The organism is Hymenobacter sp. J193 (assembly GCF_024700075.1).
Lineage (GTDB): Bacteria > Bacteroidota > Bacteroidia > Cytophagales > Hymenobacteraceae > Hymenobacter.
Genome location: NZ_JAJONE010000001.1, coordinates 2,302,075 through 2,321,964 on the forward strand (window position 1 = coordinate 2,302,075; position 19,890 = coordinate 2,321,964).

Here is a 19,890-nt window from a genome sequence, read left to right on the forward strand (position 1 = left end):
GATGTGAAAAGCCCTTTTCCGAACGCAACGGAAAAGGGCTTTTCGCTTCAGAAATTTTAGCACATTGCCCAGAACGGATTGCTTCGCTTTGCTCGCAATGACAAGGCTTTTCTTACCGACGGCGGTTGCCGCCTCCGCCGGACTTGCCACCGCCGGGCCGGCCGCCTTTGCTGCTGCGCTCGGGGCGGTAGCCGCGGCGGCTCTGGCGCTCCTCCTGCTCGCGGCGTTTTACCGAATCGGGGCGGTTGTCCACCAGCTCGAAGTCGATGGTGCGGTCGAGCAGGTTGGCGGCTTTCACCACCACCTGCAGCTCGTCGCCGAACTGGATGATGCGCTTGGTATGCTGGCCTACGAGACGGTAGTTGTCCTTGTCCAGCTCGTAGAAGTCGCCGGGGATGTCGGCAATGCGCACCATACCCTCGCACTTGTTTTCCTCGATTTCCACGTACAAACCCCAGTCGGTAAGGCCCGATACCACGCCGGTGAACTGCTCGCCCACGCGGTCCTGCAGAAACTCCACCTGCTTGTACTTGATGCTGGCGCGCTCGGCATTGGCGGCCAGCTTCTCGCGCTCCGAGGAGTGCTTGCACTCTTCCTCAATGGGCTCCACCTCCACATTCTTGCCGCCTTCCAGGTAATGCTCCAGCAGGCGGTGCGCCATCATGTCGGGGTAACGACGGATGGGCGAGGTAAAGTGCGAGTAGTGCTCGAAGGCTAGGCCGAAGTGCCCGCGCGGGTCGGTGGTATACGTGGCCTTGGCCATGGTCCGGATAGCCAGCGTCTGAATAACGTTCTGCTCGGGCCGGCCCACCACTTCGCTGCTCAAATCGTTGAGCTCGGTGCTCAGCTTTTTGGGGTTGGAGAGGTCGAGCTGGTGGCCGAACTTCTGGGCGAAGAGGGCAAAGTTCTGCAGGCGCTCCTCGTCGGGGGCGTCGTGCACGCGGTACACCATGGTGTAGCGCGGCTTGCGGTTCTTGAGCTTGAACACGAACTCGGCCACCTTGCGGTTGGCCAGCAGCATGAACTCCTCAATCATCTTGTGCGCGTCCTTGCGCTCCTTCACGTACACGCCCAGCGGCTTGCCGTTCTCGTCGAGCTTGAACTTCACTTCCTGGGTTTCGAAGCTGATGGCGCCCTGCTTGAAGCGCTGGGCGCAGAGCTTCTTGGCCATGCTGTTCATCAGCTGGATTTCGGCCGTGTAGTCAGCCTCCAGCCCTTCGATGCGCTCCTGGGCATCTTCGTAGGCGAAGCGGCGGTCGGAGTGAATGATGGTTTTGCCAAACCAGGAGTTGTAGAGCTTACCGTTCTCGTCCAGCTCAAACACGGCCGAGAAGGTAAGCTTGTCCTCGTTGGGCCGCAGAGAGCAAAGGCCGTTGCTGAGGCGCTCCGGCAGCATCGGAATCACGCGGTCTACCAGGTACACGGAGGTAGCGCGGTAGCGGGCTTCCTTTTCCAGAGCCATGCCGGGGCGCACATAATGCGTCACGTCGGCAATGTGCACCCCGATTTCCCAGTGCCCGTTTTCGAGCTTCTGAATCGACAGCGCATCGTCGAAGTCCTTGGCATCGACGGGGTCGATGGTGAAGGTGGTAATGTGGCGGAAGTCGCGGCGGCGCTCCAGCTCACCGGCGGGTATTTCCAGCGGAATGCTTTCCGACTCTTCTTCCACCTCGGCCGGAAACTCAAACGGCAGCCCAAACTCCGCCATGATAGCGTTGATTTCGGCTTCGTTCTCGCCGGCCTGCCCGAAGCTGCGGGCCACCTCGCCCACGGGCTGGCGGCCGGCATCATGCTCCGGAAACTCGGTGATGCGCACCAGCACCTTCTCGCCGTGGTTGGCGCCGTGCAGGTTCTCGAAGGGCACGAACACGTCGAAGTAGAGCTTGCGGTTGTCGGGCTTCACGAAGCCAATACCGCCTTTCAGGTAGAGCCGCCCCACAATCTCGGGGCGCACCCGGTTGAGGACTTCCACTACGTCGCCCACGGGGCGGCCGTCGCGGGAGCCGCGCAGGCGCAGGCGCACGGTGTCGCCGTGCATGGCAAACTTCAGCCGGTCGGTAAACACGCGCACGTCCTGCTCACTTTCCTCCGAGATGATGAAGGCGTACTTGTCCGTAGCCAGGGCCACGGTGCCAGTGATGGTGTCGCCCCCTTCGGAGCGGCCAGCGCGGCGCGGGGTGGTGGGTGCATCAGCATCCGGGAAGTCGAAGCCGGCTTCGCGGCGGCGGTGTACTACGGGGTCTTGCCCTACCAGCTCGGCGGGCCGGCCACCGCGGTTGACGGCGGCAAATGGCTCCCGGTCGTTTTTGCGGGTTTTGCGGCCGCTGGAGGGCTCCGTAGCAACCACGGCGGCATCAGGGTCAGTCAGGCGGTAATCGTCGTTTTGCAGCAGGGTAAGCTGGCCGGATTTCTTCAGGCTCTTCAGGTGCGCAAACACGTCTTCGCGCTGCTCCTTGGTGGTAACCCCCAGGCGGCGGGAAAGCTGACGGTAGGATAAAACTTTGCCGGGGTTGTCGCGGAACACGCGAAACACGAGGTCTTTGGAAATGGGGTTAGTGGCTTGGTCGCCACGGGCTGCCTTCGCGCGGGAGGCGCGGGGGGCGGCGGATTCGTCTTTTTCTTTCATGTAGAAAACGGGCCGCCAGTGGGTGTCTTTTTCGTAGGCGGCAGGGTTAAGTAAAATAGAAAGCGGCCGAATTGGATGCTTTCCGGGGTGAAATTTGCAAGCCGTGTTACGGGCTTTGGAGGGATACTACGGAATATAGCGGGCAATAACTATTGCCGATCAAAAAATAGCCGGTTACCGTTGCGTTAAGGCGGCCAAAGCGCGGTAGGTGGGCTGCCGTTTAGTATGAGGTGTCAACGCGCTTGTCAGCGGAAAAGTGCCGCATCTTTTCGTGGGTTATTCAAGAAGTTAATAGAACGTCATGCTGAGCGGAGTCGAAGCATCTCTCCCGCTTCGGCTGCAAGATTGAGTTAGCCAGAGGTAGAGATGCTTCGACTCCGCTCAGCATGACGATAGCATGATAACATCAGCACGCCAGATTCCTCGGTCCCTGGCTTGATGCGCTACATGCTCGCAATGACGTACTAGACTCCCCTGCTCTTCCCTCCTACGCCCGGCTAGCCACAGCGGCCCGGATGTCGGCGGGGGTGTCTTTGGGAATGGCGGCCAGCAGCTGGCGGGTGTACTCGTGCCGGGGGTTGGCGTAGACCTCGGCAGCGGGCCCGCTTTCCACAATCTGCCCCTGGCGCATCACCAGCAACCGGTCGCTCATAAAGCGGGCCACCGACAGGTCGTGGGTGATAAACAGGTAGGTAATGCCGAATTCGCGCTTGAGGTCGTTGAGCAGGTTGAGCACCTGGGCCTGCACCGATACGTCGAGGGCCGACACGGACTCGTCGCAGATGATGCACTTGGGCTGCAAAGCCAGGGCGCGGGCAATGCAGATGCGTTGGCGCTGCCCCCCGCTGAACTCGTGCGGGTAGCGCAGGTAGTGCTCCTCCTTCAGGCCCACGGTGCGCAGCAGCTCCAGCACCCGGGCTTTCTGCTGCTGCTTGCTACCACCCACGCCGTGCACACGCATGGGCTCCAGAATGGCCTCGCCCACGGTCATCATGGGATTTAGGGCGGCATACGGGTCCTGAAACACCATCTGAAACTCCCGACGGCGGCGGCGCAGCTGCTCGGCCGGCAGCTTAGCCAGGTTCGTTCCTTCAAACAGAATGCTACCGGAAGTAGGCTCCACCAGTCGCAGAATGGCGCGGCCCAGGGTGGTCTTGCCGCAACCCGACTCCCCCACCAGCCCCACCGTTTCGCCCGGATAAATATCAAAGCTCACCCCATCCACGGCCCGCACAAACTCCGGCTTGCGGTTGAAGAAGCCTTTGCGAATGGGGAAATGAACGTTGAGGTTTTGGATGCTTAACAGGGGGACTTGGGCACTTGGGAACTGAGGGGCTTGGTTGGTCGATACCTTGCTGAAACTAGCACCAGAGGTTATTTCAGCAGCATTGGCTGACACCGGGGTTTCTAACCCGACAACTGGACCGTTCTGTAGTGGCAACAACTGGCCCGACTCCAGCGTGGGGGCCGTTTCCAGGCCAAAATTTGGGACTTCAGGGCGTGAAACAGAATGTTCCACGGGGAACGTTTTGGTAGTATCAGGTCCGTTTTGAGAGGCTATAGCTGACTTATCAGCCAGGTAGCCCTCAGTTACTTGCACCACCGTGGTTTCGGTACTGATGAAGCTACCATCGGCCGTTTCCTGCATGAAATCGGCTACTACGGGAAGTTTTTTGCGGCCCACGGAAAGTTTTGGGCGGCAAGCCAGCAGGCCTTTGGTGTACGGGTGCTGCGGGTTGGTGAAGATGTCGAGCACGGGCCCCTGCTCCACCACGCGCCCCCGGTACATGACGAGGATGCGGTCGGCTATTTCAGCTACCACGCCCAGGTCGTGGGTGATGAAGATGACGGCGGTGTGGTGCTGGCGGCGCAGATCGTCGATAAGGCGGAGCATGCGGGCCTGCACCGTCACGTCGAGGGCGGTGGTGGGCTCGTCGGCAATGAGGATGGCGGGTTTGCAGGCCATAGCCATAGCAATCATCACGCGCTGCTTCTGGCCACCGCTGATTTCGTGGGGGTAGCTGGTAAAGATTTTCTCGGGGCGCGGCAGCTGGGCCATCGTGAACAGCTCCACGGTGCGAGCTTTGGCCTCCTTTTCCGTGAGCAGGGTGTGCAGGCGCAAGGCCTCCACCACCTGGTGCCCGCAGGTGTACACCGGGTTCAGGGAGGTCATCGGCTCCTGAAAGATCATGCCGATATCGTTGCCGCGCACTTTGCGGAGCTGCTCTTCCGACAGCTTTAGCAGGTCCACCTCGCCCAGTGCCTCACTTTGGAACAAAGCCTCCCCGCTCACAATCTGGCCGGGCGGCAGCGGAATCAGCCCCATCAGCGCCAGCGACGTCACGGACTTGCCCGAGCCCGATTCTCCTACAATGGCCAGCGTTTCGCCCCGGTTCAGATCAAAGGAAATGTCCGCCACAGCCCGCGTGTTGCCGCGGTGGCTCTGAAAGTCGATGGTGAGGGTGCGGACAGAAAGCAGGGGCTGAGACATAGCGCGGAAACGGGCAGATGGGTAAAGATACGGAGCGCTTCCTGGGATGATGATGGGAAGTTTAGCCCGCAGAGGCCGCGGAAGCTTCCGCAGAGGGCGCAGAGGCAGTACCGATTGCCAGCCGTAGAAATACAAAAAGGCCCGCTGGATAACTCCGGCGGGCCTTTTGATGAATCTCGAAACGAATCTACCTTACTTTTGAGGCTTCGGCGTCGCGGCGGGCCTGGGCGGCGGCTACGTCGTCGGCAGCCAGGGGATGGACGTTGTCGGGGTGGACGAAGAAACGGCTCTGGAACAGCAGAATCAGCGCTACGCCCACGAAGATAGCCGAGTCGGCAATATTGAAGATCGGCCAGAGCGACACGTGGGAACCGCCTACCAAAGGCCAGGAAGCGGGCAGAAAGCCTTCGTAGATGTCCACGTACAGCATGTCAATCACCTGCCCGTGAAACCAGGGCGTGGGCGCGTTGAAAGGGGCATTGTTGTAGAGAATACCGTAGAAAATAGAGTCGATGACGTTGCCTAGGGCGCCGCCCAGAATCATAGCCACGCATACCAGCAGACCCTGCGGCGCCCGCTGCTTCCAGAGGCGGTAGATGTAGTAGGCAATGCCCGTCACGGCCACCAACCGGAAGCTGGTAAGCAGCACTTTGCCGTAGGGCGGCGGTAATTCTACCCCGAAGGCCATGCCCGGGTTGAGGGTGTAGTGCAGCTTAAACCAGTCGCCGAGCACGGGAATTTCGCCGGCCACACCCAGGGGCATGTAGCGGTGCACGGCCCACTTCGACAGCTGATCAATGACGATGACCAGCAGCGCCACGAGGTAATATTTCCAGTATTTCATTTCTGTGAAGTGAGCGGTTAGCCGTGAGAAGTGAGACGCTGCCCTGACATGGTGTCAGCACGGGTCCCTCACCCCTCTCGCAGCACAAAGTGACGAAGATTTTTGGACTTCGCCGCCCGAGCGCATCGGCCGGCTTGCGCACCGTTGGTATATGGTTGTAAGGGTGTTTTGTGCCGTTTTAAGCCGATTCCGAGAAGGCCCGAAACGCTTTGTGCGCCGGTGTGCCAACCACCATTTCAGAATCGGCGGTTGGCACCTTAGTATCAGGCAGTTGCCACGTGCAGCTGCACGGCCACCGAATAGTCGTCGAATTCGAGCACCGAGCCGCCGCTGATTTCGGGTGCGAAATCCAGCGCCAGAGCCTGAATTTCCTCCCGGATATAGTCGCCAAAAGAACCCACCGCGGCTTCCAGCTCAGGCTGCTGCTGCAGCGTCACCCGGATTTTGTCCTGCACTTCCAGGCCGCTGTCCTTGCGCAGGTTCTGCAGACGATTTACCAGCTCGCGGGCTACGCCTTCCTGGCGCAGCTCCTCGGTCAGGGTCACGTCGAGGGCCACGGTGAGCGGGCCGTCGGTGGCCACGAGCCAGCCGGGCAGGTCGTCGGTGCGGATTTCCACGTCGTCAGGGGCCAGGGTATAGGTTTCACCCTCGATTTCCACGGCCAGCTGACCGGTCTTCTCGAGCGTGCTGATTTCCTCGGCCGTCATCTGCTGAATCCTGGCTCCTACTACCTTCAGCTTGGGTCCGTATTGCTGGCCCAGACGCTTAAAGTTGGGCTTCACCGACTTCACCAGCACACCGCTGGTATCGTCGAGGAACTCCACATGCTTCACGTTCACCTCGGCGCAGATCAAATCCTCGACCTTGCCTACCTGCTCCCGCGTCGTGTCGTTCAAAACGGGCACCAGAATGCGCTGCAGGGGCTGGCGCACCTTCAGCACCGACTTCTTGCGCAGGGAGTGCGTGAGCGAAGAAATGCGCTGGGCCAGTTCCATCCGCTCTTCCAGAGCCTTGTCGATACGGGCTTCGTCGGCCTGCACGAGCAACGTCAGGTGCACTGATTCGGCGGTCCACTGCTGGGCATTGCCTTCCTGGCGCAGGCCGTCGGTCATGTTTTTGTAGAGCCATTCGGCGAAGAAGGGCGCAATGGGAGCCATGAGCTGGGCCACGGTCACGAGGCATTCCTGCAGCGTTTCGTAGGCAGCGCGCTTGTCCTGGGTCAGTTCGCCCTTCCAGAAGCGGCGGCGCGAGAGGCGCACGTGCCAGTTGGAAAGCTGATCGGTCACGAAATCTTGGATGGCGCGGGCGGCCTTGGTGGGGTCGTAGCCGTCGTAGTAGCCCCGCACTTCGAGGATGAGGGACTGAAGCTTCGACAAGATCCAGCGGTCCAGCTCACTCAGCTCGGCGTGGGGTACGCGGCCGGTTTCGGTGGCCTGGAAGCCGTCGAGGTTGGCGTAGAGCGAGTAGAACGAGTAGGTGTTGAAGAGCGTGCCGAAGAAGCGGCGCTGTACTTCCGTAATGCCGGCCAGGTCAAACTTGAGGTTGTCCCAGGGCTGGGCGTTGGCAATCATGTACCAGCGCGTGGCGTCGGGGCCGTACTGGCTGATGGTGGCAAACGGATCCACGGCGTTGCCGAGGCGCTTGCTCATCTTGTTGCCATTTTTGTCCAGCACCAGGCCGTTGGCCATGACGTTTTTGAAGGCCACCGAATCCTCCAGCATCACGCCCAGGGCGTGCAAGGTGAAGAACCAGCCGCGGGTCTGGTCCACGCCTTCGGCAATGAAGTCGGCGGGGAAATTCTGTTTGAACTTCTCGCCGTTTTCCAGCGGGTAGTGCCACTGGGCATAGGGCATGGCACCGCTGTCGAACCACACGTCGATGAGGTCGGTTTCGCGGTACATGGCCTGGCCGGTGGGGCTCACCAGGAAAATATCATCCACGTAAGGGCGGTGCAGGTCGATTTTTTTGGTCGACTCATCTGCGCTGCCGTCAGCCATAACCCAGCTGCCATTCACCTTGCGGTAGGGGTTGTGGGTCATGATTTCGGCGGCTACAGCCTTGTCGATTTCGGCGCTGAGCTGCTCGATGGAGCCGATGCAGATTTCCTCGGAGCCGTCCTGGCTGCGCCAGATGGGCAGGGGAGTACCCCAGTAGCGCGAACGGCTCAGGTTCCAGTCGACCAGGTTTTCCAGCCAGTTGCCGAAGCGGCCGGTGCCGGTGCTGTCGGGCTTCCAGTTGATGGTTTTGTTGAGCTCGATAAGCCGGTCCTTCACCGCCGTGGTTTTGATAAACCAGGAGTCGAGCGGATAGTAAAGCACGGGCTTGTCGGTGCGCCAGCAGTGGGGGTAGGTGTGCTCGTACTTCTCCACTTTGAAGGCCGTGCCGTCGCCTTTCATGCGGATGGCAATGCTTTCGTCGAGGGTTTTGTAGTCGGCCCCGCTCTGGTCGTGGCCGTCGTAGTTTTTCACCCAGCGGCCACCGAATTCGCCCATCTGGGCCACGTAGCGGCCGGTGCGGTCCACCACGGGGCCGATTTTGCCCTGGTCGTCGGTTACCAGCAGCGCGGGAATGTCATTCTGCTGGGCCACGCGAAAGTCATCGGCGCCAAATGTGGGCGAAATGTGCACGATGCCGGTACCGTCTTCGGTGGTCACGAAGTCGCCGCTGATAACGCGGAAAGCGCGCTCCTCCCCTTCAAAGGCCGGAAAGCCCTTGTCGTGGCCAAACAGCCGCTCGTAGCTGATGCCAACGAGGTCGGAGCCGGTGAATTCAGCTTCGATTTCCCACGGAATCTGCCTTTCTAAGCTTCCCCAATCTGAGTACGTTGGCAGAATAGGCTTGCCATTTTCAGTGAATTCAGAGAAGTAGCTCTTTAGCCTCGCTTTCGCTAAAACAACCCGGATGTATTGCTTAGTGTAAGGGTTGATAGTGCGAACGAGCACATATGGAATATTCTTACCTACCGCCAAGCCAGTGTTAGCTGGTAGTGTCCAAGGCGTCGTAGTCCAAGCTAGGATGAAAATATCGGTATTCTCAACCTCCCAAGCTGGGCCATTAAACAGTTTTTCCGACTTCTCATCCTGCTTCACCTTGAACTGGGCCACGATGGTCGTGTCCTTCACGTCGCGGTAGGTGCCGGGCTGGTTGAGTTCGTGCGAGGATAGGCCGGTTCCGGCTGCCGGCGAGTAAGGCTGGATGGTGTAGCCTTTGTAGAGCAGGCCCTTGTCATAGAGCTTTTTGAGCAGGGCCCAGCAGCTTTCGATGTACTCGGGCTCGAAGGTGATATAGGGGTCGTCGAGGTCCACCCAATAGCCCATTTTCTCGGTGAGGTCGTCCCACTGGGCCTTGAAGCGCATGACCGTTTCCCGGCAGCGCTGGTTGTACTCCTCGATGCTGATTTTCTTGCCGATGTCCTCCTTGGTGATACCCAGCTCCTTTTCCACCTGCAGCTCGATGGGCAGGCCGTGGGTATCCCAGCCGCCTTTCCGGCTCACCTGCTTGCCCAGCAACGTCTGGTAGCGGCAGAAGATGTCCTTCACCGTGCGGGCCATGACGTGGTGGATGCCGGGCGCGCCGTTGGCCGACGGGGGGCCTTCATAAAACACGAAGGTGGGCTGCCCTTCGCGGGAACTCACGCTTTTCTCAAAGATGCCGTTCTGCTTCCACCACGCCAGGATATCGGTGCCAACCTGGCCGTAGTTGAGCGGCTGCTTGTATTCGGGGTAGTTCATTTTTTAGGGACTTGGGGACTTAGGGACTTAGGGACTTGGTTTTCTGAAGCAAAGAGTAGCAGGCTTGGAGAATCAGGAATTAGGGGCTTTTATGCAACACGCACGTGCTGGTAAAACAACTCCAAGTCCCTAAGTCCCCAAGTCCCTGAGTCCCTACACTGCTCCTTTTTGCATCCGACCCAGGTTCAGTTCCAGGTCGTCGTCTTCCTCGTGGTAATTGTCGTCGTAGTGGCGGATGTTCGACTGGTCGATGGTTTCCTCATCGGCGCCGTGCTCGAAGGTAACGAGCAGGCAGGGCAGCAGAATCAGGTTGGAGAAGTTGGTAATGAGCAGGCTGGCCGACATGAGCAAACCCAAGGCCTTGGTGCCGCCAAACTCGGAGAAGGCAAACACCGAAAAGCCCAGAAACAGCACAATGCTGGTGTAAATCATGCTGGTGCCCGCCTCCGAAAGCGTGGTGGTAATGGCGGCTTTCACGCGGCGCCCGTTTATGGCCATTTCCTGGCGGAACTTGGCCAGCAGGTGGATGGAGTTGTCGCCATCGATACCCAGGGCAATGCTGAAAATGAGGGCCGTGCTGGGCTTGAGCGGGATGCCGAAATAGCCCATCAGGCCGCCTGTGAGCAGCAGCGTAAAGAAATTGGGCAGCAGCGTGAAGAACACCGCCCGGACGCTGCGGAACAAAATCAGCACCACGGCGCCCACCAGCAGAAACGCGTGCAGCAAACTCGATTTCAGCGTGCCAATCAGGAATTCGTTGCCTTTGGTGAACAGTATGGTGGTTCCCGTCAGCTTCACATCCATGCCCGTACCCTTAAAGATCTTATCGATTTCGGGGCGGATGCGGTTGTTGACCAGCGTATCGAGGTTGTTTGAACCGATATCGGCAATTTTCAGGGAGATGCGCGCCTTCTGCATGGTGCTGTCGGTGAAGGAGCGCAGCAGCTTGCTGGTCAACTGGCCCTCACTGCCTTTGGTGGACTGAGAGCGGGCCAGGTAGCTGAACACGTAGTTTTTCTCGTCGTTGTCGGGCAGGCGGTAGTACTGCGGGTCGCCGTTATAGAACGCCTGGGTAGATGCCTTCAGAAACGTCACCACGCTGACGGGCGAAGTAAGCACCGGCTGGGTGCGCAGGTAGTTTTCCAGGCGGTCGATGCGCTCCAGATTTTTGAGCTTGAGCAGGCCTTTGGGCTTGCCCGTGTCCACCACCAGCTCCAGGGGCATCACGCCGTTGAAGTGCTGCTCGAAGAACTTCAGGTCGGAGTTCACCGACGAATCCTTGGGCAGATCATCCACCATGTACGACACCGATTTCACCTTGGTAACGCCCACGGCGGCCAGCGCCGCGAAGACCACGGCGGCCAGGTACACCGTGCGGCGACGCTCCAGCACCAGGTAGTCGAAGAACTCCAGCAGCTTCATCAGCGGCTTGGCTTCCAGGTGCTCCAGCTGCTTGGGCGTGGGCGGGGGCAGGATGGTAAACACAATCGGCATCAGAATAAACGACACCGCAAAGGCCACGAAGATGTTGAGGGTAGCTACCGCGCCAAACTGAAACAGAATGGCAATGTTGGTAAAGCAGAACACCACGAAGCCGATGGCCGTGGTCGTGTTGTTCATGAGCGTAACCAGCCCGATTTTGCGCACCACCCGCGTCATGGCCAGCACCTGGTTGCCGGATTTGCGGTAGTCGTAGTGGTAGCGGGAAAGCAGGTAGGTGCAGTTGGGAATGCCGATAACGATGATAATACTCGGAATCAGGCCCGTGAGCAGGTTGATTTTGTAGCCCATCAGCACCATCGAGCCAATGCACCACGCCACCACAATCAGCACAATCAGCAGTGGAAACACCACCGCCGACCATGTGCGGAAGAACATGAGCAGGGTGAGGGCCATCATCACGATGGTGAGACCCACGAACAGCTTCATTTCCGAGGCCACTTTGGTGGTCATGGTGGCCCGCACGTAAGGCAGGCCCGCGTAGTGCATCTTGATGCCCGTTTTCTTCTGAAACCGCTCGGCGTGGGCCAGAATTTCCTGCATCACGGCTTCGCGGCGCGAGGAGTTCAGGTACTTGGGGTCCATGGTGAGGGCCAGGAGCGTGGCCCCGGTGGCGGGCGAAATCAGCTGGCCTTTGTAGAACTCCTGGGCATTTACCACCTGCATCAGGGAGTCCAGCTCGGGCTGCGTCCGGGGAAAGCGCCGGAAAATAGGCACGGCCCGGAACGTCTGGGTAGCAGTGTCCTTTTCCAGACGAGGCAGGCGCGTCACGCCCAGCACCCCGTTCACGCCCTGCACCTTGCTGAGCGTATCCGTGAGCAGGCGCAGCTCGTTGAAGTTACCGAGCCGGTACACCGAGCTGTCCTGCATGCCCAGCACCAGCACGTTGCCATCTTCGCCGAACTGCCGCTTGAACTGCTGGAAGTACACCATGTCCGGGTCGTCGGGCGACACCACCTGGGCAAAATCGTAGGTCATTTCGATTTTGCGGGCTTGCCAGGCCATAAACACCGTAATGACAGCCAGCAGCCCTACCAGCAGGCGGCGGTTCTTGATAACGAACAGGGCAAGGTTTCTCCACATAGACTACGCAAATGCAGCAAAGGTACGCAATGCCGGGAAGCCCGCCGGTGCAACCTTTTCAGCCGTTTTCAGATCAGGCACCCAAGGGTATAAATTAGTTGTATTTCTACGAGGTATTATTCCCGAAAAATAGGCAACTTTGTAGGCGTCTCTTTTCGTAAAAGGCCAATCGTCAGAATATTGACTGTGCTATTTGTTGCACTATTTTTATTTCTGACTGCTCTTCTCTGCTCCATGACTCTGTACCAAACGCCGGATGCGTCCCTCACCTACCATCCAGCCACCGAAACCCTACACCTCAGCTACAATGCAACCCGACTTTCTACCTCATTTGCCTTAGCCTACCAGCGGGCCCTGCAGGAAATGCGGCGCCAGAACGTGGGCAAGCTGCTGCTCGACCTCAAGCGCAACGCCCCGCCTACCGATGAGGAGGAGCACATCCTGGCGCCGCTCATCAACGACATCCCGGCCGGGCTGACGCGCCCTATCTTCATTGCCGCCGTGCTGTCGGAAGGCCAGTATCAGCACCAGATCGGCAACTACTCGGCGGGCCTGCTGATGCCGCCGGAGCATGTGGAGTTCAATTACTTCACTTCCCGCCACGAGGCCTCTGCCTGGCTGAGCGACAATTAAACTTCTTTCACCGCTAAAAACAGCGAGGCCGCCAGATTGCTCCGGCGGCCTCGCTGTTTTTTAACTGCAGCGGGGTTACAGCTGCTCAAAAATGCGCGAGAAGCTCACGGCCTGACCGATGTAGCCATGCAGCTCGCTGATGGGCATACGGGTTTGCTCACGCGAGTCGCGGTGGCGTACCGTCACGGTGTTGTCTTCCAGCGTCTGGTGGTCAACGGCAATACAGAAGGGCGTGCCGATGAGGTCCTGGCGGGTGTAGCGCTTGCCGATGGCGTCCTTCTCCTCCACGATAACGCGGAAGTCGTGGCGCAGGGCTTGGTAGATTTCGTTGGCTTTCTCGGGCAGGCCGTCTTTCTTCACCAGCGGGAAGATGGCGGCTTTCACCGGGGCTACGGCCGGATGCAGGCGCAGCAGCTTGCGGGTTTTGGTTTTTTGCTCCTCGCCTTCGCCTTCGACGATAATTTCTTCCTGGAATGCCTGGCAGAGCGTGGCCAGGAACAGGCGGTCGGCGCCCACCGAAGTTTCCACCACGAAGGGCACGTAGTTGCCGTAGGGCTTGCCGGTTTCAGGGTTGATGTCGTTGTCGAAGTAGTTCTGCTTTTTGCGGCTCAAGGCCTGGTGCTGGGTCAGGTCGAAGTCGGAGCGGGAGTGGATGCCCTCAATTTCCTTGAAGCCGAAGGGAAACTCGTACTCGATGTCCACGGCGGCCTTGGCATAGTGCGCCAGCTTGTCGTGGTCGTGAAAGCGGAGCTTGGCGGCGGGCAGCCCCAGGGCCTCGTGCCAGCGGCGGCGCGTTTCCTTCCAGTGCTGGTACCACTCGCCCTCGGTGCCAGGGCGCACGAAGAACTGCATTTCCATCTGCTCGAACTCCCGCATGCGGAAGATGAACTGGCGGGCCACAATCTCATTGCGGAAGGCCTTGCCGATCTGGGCAATACCAAACGGCACCTGCTGCCGCGCCGACTTCTGCACGTTCAGGAAGTTGACAAAGATACCCTGCGCCGTTTCGGGGCGCAGGTAGATCTTGCTCGAATCTTCGGCTACGGCCCCTACCTGGGTGGAGAACATCAGGTTGAACTGGCGCACGTCGGTCCAGTTGCCGGTCTTGCTGATGGGGCACAGGATTTTCTCGTCGATGATGAGCTGCTTTACGCCGGCCAGGTCTTCGATGGTGAGCAGGCGGCCCAGTTCGGCCAGCAAGGTTTCGGCGCGGGCCAGCTCGTTGTTTTTCTCGTACTCGGCCGCTTTTTCTTCTATCAACTGATCGGCGCGGTAGCGCTTCTTGCTGTCGAGGTTGTCAATCATCGGGTCGGAGAAGCCATCGACGTGGCCGGAGGCTTTCCAGGTAAGCGGGTGCATGAAGATGGCCGCGTCGATGCCCACCACGTTCTGGTTGAGCTGGGTCATGGCCTTCCACCAGAGCTGCTTGAGGTTGTTCTTCAGCTCCACGCCGTTGGGGCCGTAGTCGTACACGGCGGCCAGGCCGTCGTAGATTTCCGAGGAAGGAAACACGAAGCCGTATTCCTTGGCGTGCGACACAATTTCGGCCAGCGTGCCTTCGGTGGTAGTTTGCGCGGGGTTGCTCATGGTTGTAGTTGATAGTGCGTAGGGCCCAGTGCTTAGAGGCTGACGCAGGGCCGACGCGGTATTGCCCTCTACGGCAAACTGCCTCCTAAGCACTACGCATCAGGCACCAAGCACTGTATGAAAGGCAAAAGTAGTGCTTCCGGGGCTTGCGCCTTCAGGAAACTCAACTTGTTGAATATTCCTGCGTTTAGCGCCTCAACTTGCTACGCCGTCCAAGTGCGTAACAATTTCATAATCTTGCGCCCTTTCCTGCCCAACCTACCTTTGATTGTCGAAAACTGATTACCCACCAACTTCCTTTTTATGTTTGGCTTAGAGCCTCATGTGCTGGTGCTGCTGCTGCTTTGTCTGGTAGCGGCCTGCGCGTTTGAATTCGTAAATGGCTTCCACGACACGGCCAACGCCGTGGCTACGGTCATTTACACCAATACCCTGCGGCCCTGGGTGGCCGTTATCTGGTCGGCCTTCTGGAATTTTATCGGGGTACTCACGGGCGGTATTGGCGTGGCTATGGGCATCGTGTACCTGCTGCCCGTCGAAAGCCTCGTGGACCAGAACATCTACCACGGCATTGCCATGGTGGGCGCCCTCATTCTGGCGGCTATTATCTGGAACGTGGGCACCTGGTACTATGGCATTCCGGCCTCGTCCTCGCACGCGCTTATCGGCTCCATCCTGGGCGTGGGCATTGCCTTTTCGCTGCTACCCGAATCGGGTGGGGCAGCCGTGAACTGGAGCAAGGCCTCCGAAACTGGCGTTGCCCTGCTGGTAGGCCCGCTGTTTGGCTTCACGCTCACCATTCTGCTGATGTTCGTGCTCAAGCGCTTCGTGCGCAACAAGGCCATCTTCAAGGAGCCTCACAAGCGCAAGCCCCCACCCCTCTGGATCCGGCTGATTCTGGTAGCTACCTGCACGCTGGTAAGCTATTTCCACGGCTCCAACGACGGGCAGAAAGGCGTGGGCCTGGTCATGCTGATTCTGATTGGCATCGTGCCTACCTTCTTTGCCCTCGACAGCGCCAAAAACCCCTTGGACATGCGCGCCTCACTGGCCCAGGTGGAAATGGTGGTCAATAAAATCAACCCCGAGGAGCTGTCGGCCAAGGATAAGGCTGACTTGGTGCTGGTAAAGCAGCAGACCGCTGCGCTGGACCGCATTTTTGCCGGCCGCACCGACGTCAATAAGCTGCCGCAGTCCGAGCGGTTTCAGATCCGTAAGGCCATCCTGCTCACCTACAGCCGCGCCAAGAACATCATGGCCAGCGAAAAAGTAAGCCTGAGCACGGCCGACCGTAAAACCTACGACGACGCCATTGCCAACATGCGCTCCTTCACCGACTATGCTCCCTGGTGGGTGCTGTTGATGGTGTCGTTGTCGCTGGGCGTGGGCACCATGGTAGGCTGGCAGCGCATTGTAAAAACCATCGGAGAGCGTATCGGCAAAGAGCACCTGACGTACGCGCAGGGCGCTTCCTCGGAGCTTGTAGCTGCCATCATGATTGGGGCTTCCACCTGGGCGCATCTGCCGGCTTCTACCACGCACGTACTGTCGTCGGCCATTGCGGGCTCCATGGTGGCCAACCGCGGCATCAAGAACCTGAACCCCCAGATGGTGCGCAACATAGCCATGGCCTGGGTACTCACCCTGCCGGTTACCATGTTCCTTTCGGGTGGTCTATTCCTGCTCTTCCGGGCGCTTATCTAGCGCGTCTGCTTTTCAGCCAATCTTGGTTATACACAAAAAAGCCACCCGGCCGGGTGGCTTTTTTTATGGTTGAGCTTTGAAGTGGATAACTTTTGGATTATGTGAGGCGTTGCCCGATGCTTAGCGCAAAGCCTCCATAAAACCGGGCGAAACCAACGGGTTATGAATTACTTATCCACTTATCAACAGCGAAAACCGGGCATTTTGTGGATAACTCAGTTTACGCCGGCCATTGCACTTCCAGGTCGTCGTTGATAAACACCCCGAAGTTGATGAATTGGAGCTCGTCCTCATCAAAGTAAAGGTCAATCATTTCCTTTTCGTAGGAAAGGCGAACTTCACCGGTTTCCATGGTTTCTTTCTCGCTGGCCGTGTGGCCGTGCTGGCTCATCAGGTCTTCAATCTGCTCCACGCTGCGGCCATGAATGGACTCGCCGTAGAGGCGCATACCAGGGTGGTCGGTTTCGATACAGCTCAGGCGGTAGTCGTCTTCGCGGTCGAAGTACAGGGAGTAGCCCTCATCAAGGTAGTTCCAGGCCTGGTGCTCAAACTCGTCCTCATCTTCCGACTCTTCGATTTCCTCGGGCTCCCCCATCAGGGTGCGCACCTGGTCCTGGCTGGCGCCGAACTTGAGTGGGCCCATGCCCTGGCCCAGGACGATTTCGTTTTCTTCGATGCTATTCGGAGTGCTCATTTGCGAAGTGGAATTAGGGTTGGTGCCCGCAAAGGTAGGCTGATTGTTGAACGGCTGGATGAGAGGAGGGTTATAGGGTTTTGTGGTAGGAAGCACTTCGCCTCCCTGCTTTCCATTACCCACCTATGCCGGTTCACTTCCCATAGCGGGCTTCAAACGCGGACTTCTGCCGCACGTAGTCGGGGTGCTGCCGGGCCTCGTCCCACTTCTGCTTGAAAATGCGCGCAGCGGCAGCCTTTTCGGGGTCCTCGGGGGCACGGGGCAGCTCCGCCCGGCCATGGGCCCCGCTCTGGCCTTTCTTATCGTCCGGCACGGGGCCGTCGTATTTCTTGCCGCCGCGGTGGTTGGCGTAGCGCCGGGCGCGGGTATACCCCATCTGCAGAAACTTGCGAGCCATATCGGCGCCCACAAAATCCTCCTGCCGCAGGTACGCCTCAAACAGCGCATAGATCTGCTCCGACGACTCCCGGGCTACCTCCGGGGTGCGAAAGCGCCAGTGCGGCAGAATCTCGCTTTTATAGGGCTCTACCAGCAGCACGCCCTGCTCACCCTTGCCTACCCGGTACAGCTCGGGCTGCTCCCGCAGGTTGAGGTGCTTGAAATCCTGATCGTAGTTGAACGGCATACCCGGCTATACTTCAGTTGCCAGTTTTCAGTTTCCAGGCAGTTCTTGTTCGAAATACGGGCAACTGCTACCTGGCAACAGGAAACTGAAAACGGACCCGAGTTATCCACTCAGTTAATAACTTTTTAAAAGTCTTTTTTTAAATCTCTTTTTTAATCCCCCATCGTTAGGGGTGTGTATAAGTGGATAAGAATCAGATGTTGTCCACACGCGGAAAACTTGTGGACAAGGCCGGGGTTATACACCCCTAATCCACATCGATTGTGGATTATAAGGGCCTGAAAGTAAAACAACTACCGAAGAAATCAACAATCCACAGGCTTATCCACGAATCCACAATTCACATAAATCCACGATGTGGACAGCGCCGGAAAGCGGGGGAAGTTGTCCACCCTTATCCACCAAGCAGCGGACGGGAAAACGAGCTGTCAGCGGCGGCGCACCTGCAAAAAAACTTTTCCGCAACTTCTCCACGGATTATCCCCAGGTTACGCCGGTATTATCCACAGGTAAAGCTGCCCCATCAGCCGCTGGTGGATAACCCTGTGGAATACCGTTTAGCCTGGAAGCTAAAACCGCTTAAGAAAGCCCGAAATGCGGTTTTGGCTGTGGATAAGTAGCCTATAAATAGTTATCTATATAGGCCGCGGCCTTTGAATCAGCCAACAACAAAAAGCCCCCGACCGGAAAGGCCGAGGGCAAAGGCTACGCTGGCAAGAAGCCCAGCTAGAAGGCCACCTGAATATCTTCCTCCTCCCAGTTGGCGCGCACCTGAAACTCGCGCTGGAGGTTGAAGACTGGCTCCGGCAGCTGGCGCAGGTTAGGATCAGGCCCCTGCCAGCGGCCATCAGCGTTGGTATCGATGAAGACGCGGATGTGGTAGGTGCCGGGTGCCAGGTTGTCGAAGCGGAACGTGCGGGGCGAGTCGAGGGTGCGCACCAGCTGGTTTTTGTCGTCGAGCAGCTGTAGCTCAAAGCGCTTGGCCGTGGTTTGTACGCGCCCGGCCAGCGTACCCGAGGGCGACTGGTCGGTGGGCGTAAACCGCAGCGGCTTCAGCCCCAGGCTGCGCCCGGATATGGCCGTCACCACCGTGCTGTCGAGCTGCAGGCTGATGGATTTGTTGGCTTTGCTGTTCAGCTTCACCGTAAGCAGCGTACGGTCGGGGCTGAGAGTGGCGTCGGCGGGCAGGCGCAGCGGGCGGCGTTTGGTGGAATCTTCCACCAGCACGCCAATGGGCTGATCAGGCACCAGACGCAGGGGCTCGGTAAACTGAACAGCTACCAGGCCCTGCCGGTACACTTCCTTGCTGCTGCCCACCAGCTGCCACGCGGGTGGCCGGCGGGTGGGCGCGGTGCCTGTAAACTTCACGTTCAGGGTGTCGCGACCGGAATTGCCGGCGCTGTCGGTGGAAGCCAGCAGGTAGCGGCCTTCCGGCAATTGAGTTGATTTGTACAAAGCCACTGAGCGGCCCCGGTCGATAAGCTGCAGAGCTTCGTTGGGCGAGGTAGCAGCGGCACCGAGTAGGCTAATGACCGCGCTTTGCAGGCCTTCGTTGTAGCCCACCACAAAGCGCAGCGGGTCCGATTTCTGGGACGTCACCAGGGCCCGGCGGGCATCGGGGCGCGTGAGCTGGAGCTGCACGGAGTCGGTGCCCGGCTTGATGGTAATGGGTTCGGGCAGGTAGCCGATTTTCTCGCCTTCGTCGTAGCGGCTGCTTTGGTTTTTATCGGCCAGGGCAAACAGGCGGTAACGGCCTTCGCGCAGGTTGCGCAGCTGATAGCGGCCACCCTTATCGGTGCGGGCAAGGTAGTAGGGCCGGCCGCGGCGCACGTTGGCCGTATCCGCTTCGGGGTACAGCACCACCGATACGTCGGCCGAGGGCTGGGACGTAAGCAGATCCACCACGCGGCCCTGCACCGCCCCTGAATCGAGGGCCGCGCCGGTGCTGAAGCTCACGGACACGTCGCGGGCGGGGGTGTTTTCCGTGATGTCGGTAATGGCGTCGCGGAAGTTGAAGGAATAGGTGGTGTTCGGCTCAAAGGGTTTTTCGAACTCCAGCGTAACGGTGTTCTTGCCTTCCCGCACGGTGTACTTGTTGTCGTCGGCGAGTAGGGGCGCCACCAGGAGGTTCTTGCTGAGGTCCTTCACCTGCACGGGCTCCGAAAACTCCAGCACCACGGAGCGGTTGCGCACGTTCACGGCGCGGTCGGCGGGTAGGCTGCTTACCAGCTTGGGTGCTACGGTGTCGCGGGCCCCGCCTTCGGGCGTGGCAATGGTAGCACAGCCACCCCCGGCAGCACCCATAAGAACAAGCAACGGCAACGCAAAACGAGCAGACATCAGCAGCACTACAAACGTGAAAAGCGGAAAAC

Annotated in this window: 11 protein-coding genes; 2 read left to right on the forward strand and 9 right to left on the reverse strand. The window is 59.0% G+C overall.

The window, feature by feature from the left end; all coding sequences use genetic code 11:
* Positions 1-112: 112 nt before the first annotated feature.
* The 5 genes from rnr to LRS06_RS10040 all read right to left on the reverse strand — a co-directional run bounded on the left by rnr (position 113) and on the right by LRS06_RS10040 (position 12,275).
* A complete protein-coding gene (gene rnr / locus LRS06_RS10020) occupies positions 113-2,626 on the reverse strand; it encodes a ribonuclease R (protein WP_257871361.1) in 2,514 nt (837 codons plus the stop codon).
* Positions 2,627-3,113: 487 nt separating this feature from the next.
* Positions 3,114-5,117, reverse strand: coding sequence for an ABC transporter ATP-binding protein (locus LRS06_RS10025; RefSeq protein WP_257871362.1), 2,004 nt, complete (start codon positions 5,115-5,117; stop codon positions 3,114-3,116).
* Positions 5,118-5,304: 187 nt separating this feature from the next.
* Entirely contained in the window at positions 5,305-5,961 is a 657-nt protein-coding gene (locus LRS06_RS10030) for a lipoprotein signal peptidase (protein ID WP_257871363.1), read from the reverse strand.
* A gap of 263 nt (positions 5,962-6,224) precedes the next feature.
* Complete coding sequence (gene ileS / locus LRS06_RS10035) at positions 6,225-9,692, reverse strand: isoleucine--tRNA ligase (protein ID WP_257871364.1); 3,468 nt, start codon at positions 9,690-9,692, stop codon at positions 6,225-6,227.
* 153 nt (positions 9,693-9,845) lie between these two features.
* Positions 9,846-12,275 (reverse strand): RND family transporter, encoded by a 2,430-nt coding sequence (locus LRS06_RS10040; RefSeq protein WP_257871365.1) that lies wholly within the window; start codon positions 12,273-12,275, stop codon positions 9,846-9,848.
* Positions 12,276-12,509: 234 nt separating this feature from the next.
* Between LRS06_RS10040 and LRS06_RS10045 the strand changes: the two genes are divergently transcribed.
* Positions 12,510-12,908 (forward strand): hypothetical protein, encoded by a 399-nt coding sequence (locus tag LRS06_RS10045; protein WP_257871366.1) that lies wholly within the window; start codon positions 12,510-12,512, stop codon positions 12,906-12,908.
* Between the two features lie 75 nt (positions 12,909-12,983).
* On the opposite strand, the gene LRS06_RS10050 is transcribed toward LRS06_RS10045, so the two are convergent.
* Positions 12,984-14,495 (reverse strand): glycine--tRNA ligase, encoded by a 1,512-nt coding sequence (locus tag LRS06_RS10050; RefSeq protein WP_257871367.1) that lies wholly within the window; start codon positions 14,493-14,495, stop codon positions 12,984-12,986.
* Positions 14,496-14,798: 303 nt separating this feature from the next.
* On the opposite strand from LRS06_RS10050, the gene LRS06_RS10055 reads away from it, so the two are divergent.
* Positions 14,799-16,199, forward strand: a complete 1,401-nt coding sequence (locus LRS06_RS10055) for an inorganic phosphate transporter (protein WP_257871368.1) — start codon at positions 14,799-14,801, stop codon at positions 16,197-16,199.
* A gap of 220 nt (positions 16,200-16,419) precedes the next feature.
* Here LRS06_RS10055 and LRS06_RS10060 read toward each other — a convergent pair whose 3' ends face one another.
* From LRS06_RS10060 to LRS06_RS10070, 3 genes are all read right to left on the reverse strand, one after another.
* Positions 16,420-16,893 carry a hypothetical protein gene (locus LRS06_RS10060; protein WP_257871369.1) on the reverse strand — a complete coding sequence of 158 codons (474 nt, stop codon included), beginning with the start codon at positions 16,891-16,893 and terminating at the stop codon, positions 16,420-16,422.
* Between the two features lie 133 nt (positions 16,894-17,026).
* Entirely contained in the window at positions 17,027-17,518 is a 492-nt protein-coding gene (locus tag LRS06_RS10065; RefSeq protein WP_257871370.1) for a DUF4385 domain-containing protein, read from the reverse strand.
* Between the two features lie 726 nt (positions 17,519-18,244).
* On the reverse strand, positions 18,245-19,858 hold the full coding sequence (locus LRS06_RS10070; protein ID WP_257871371.1) for an Ig-like domain-containing protein: 1,614 nt from the start codon (positions 19,856-19,858) through the stop codon (positions 18,245-18,247).
* Positions 19,859-19,890 lie beyond the last annotated feature (32 nt).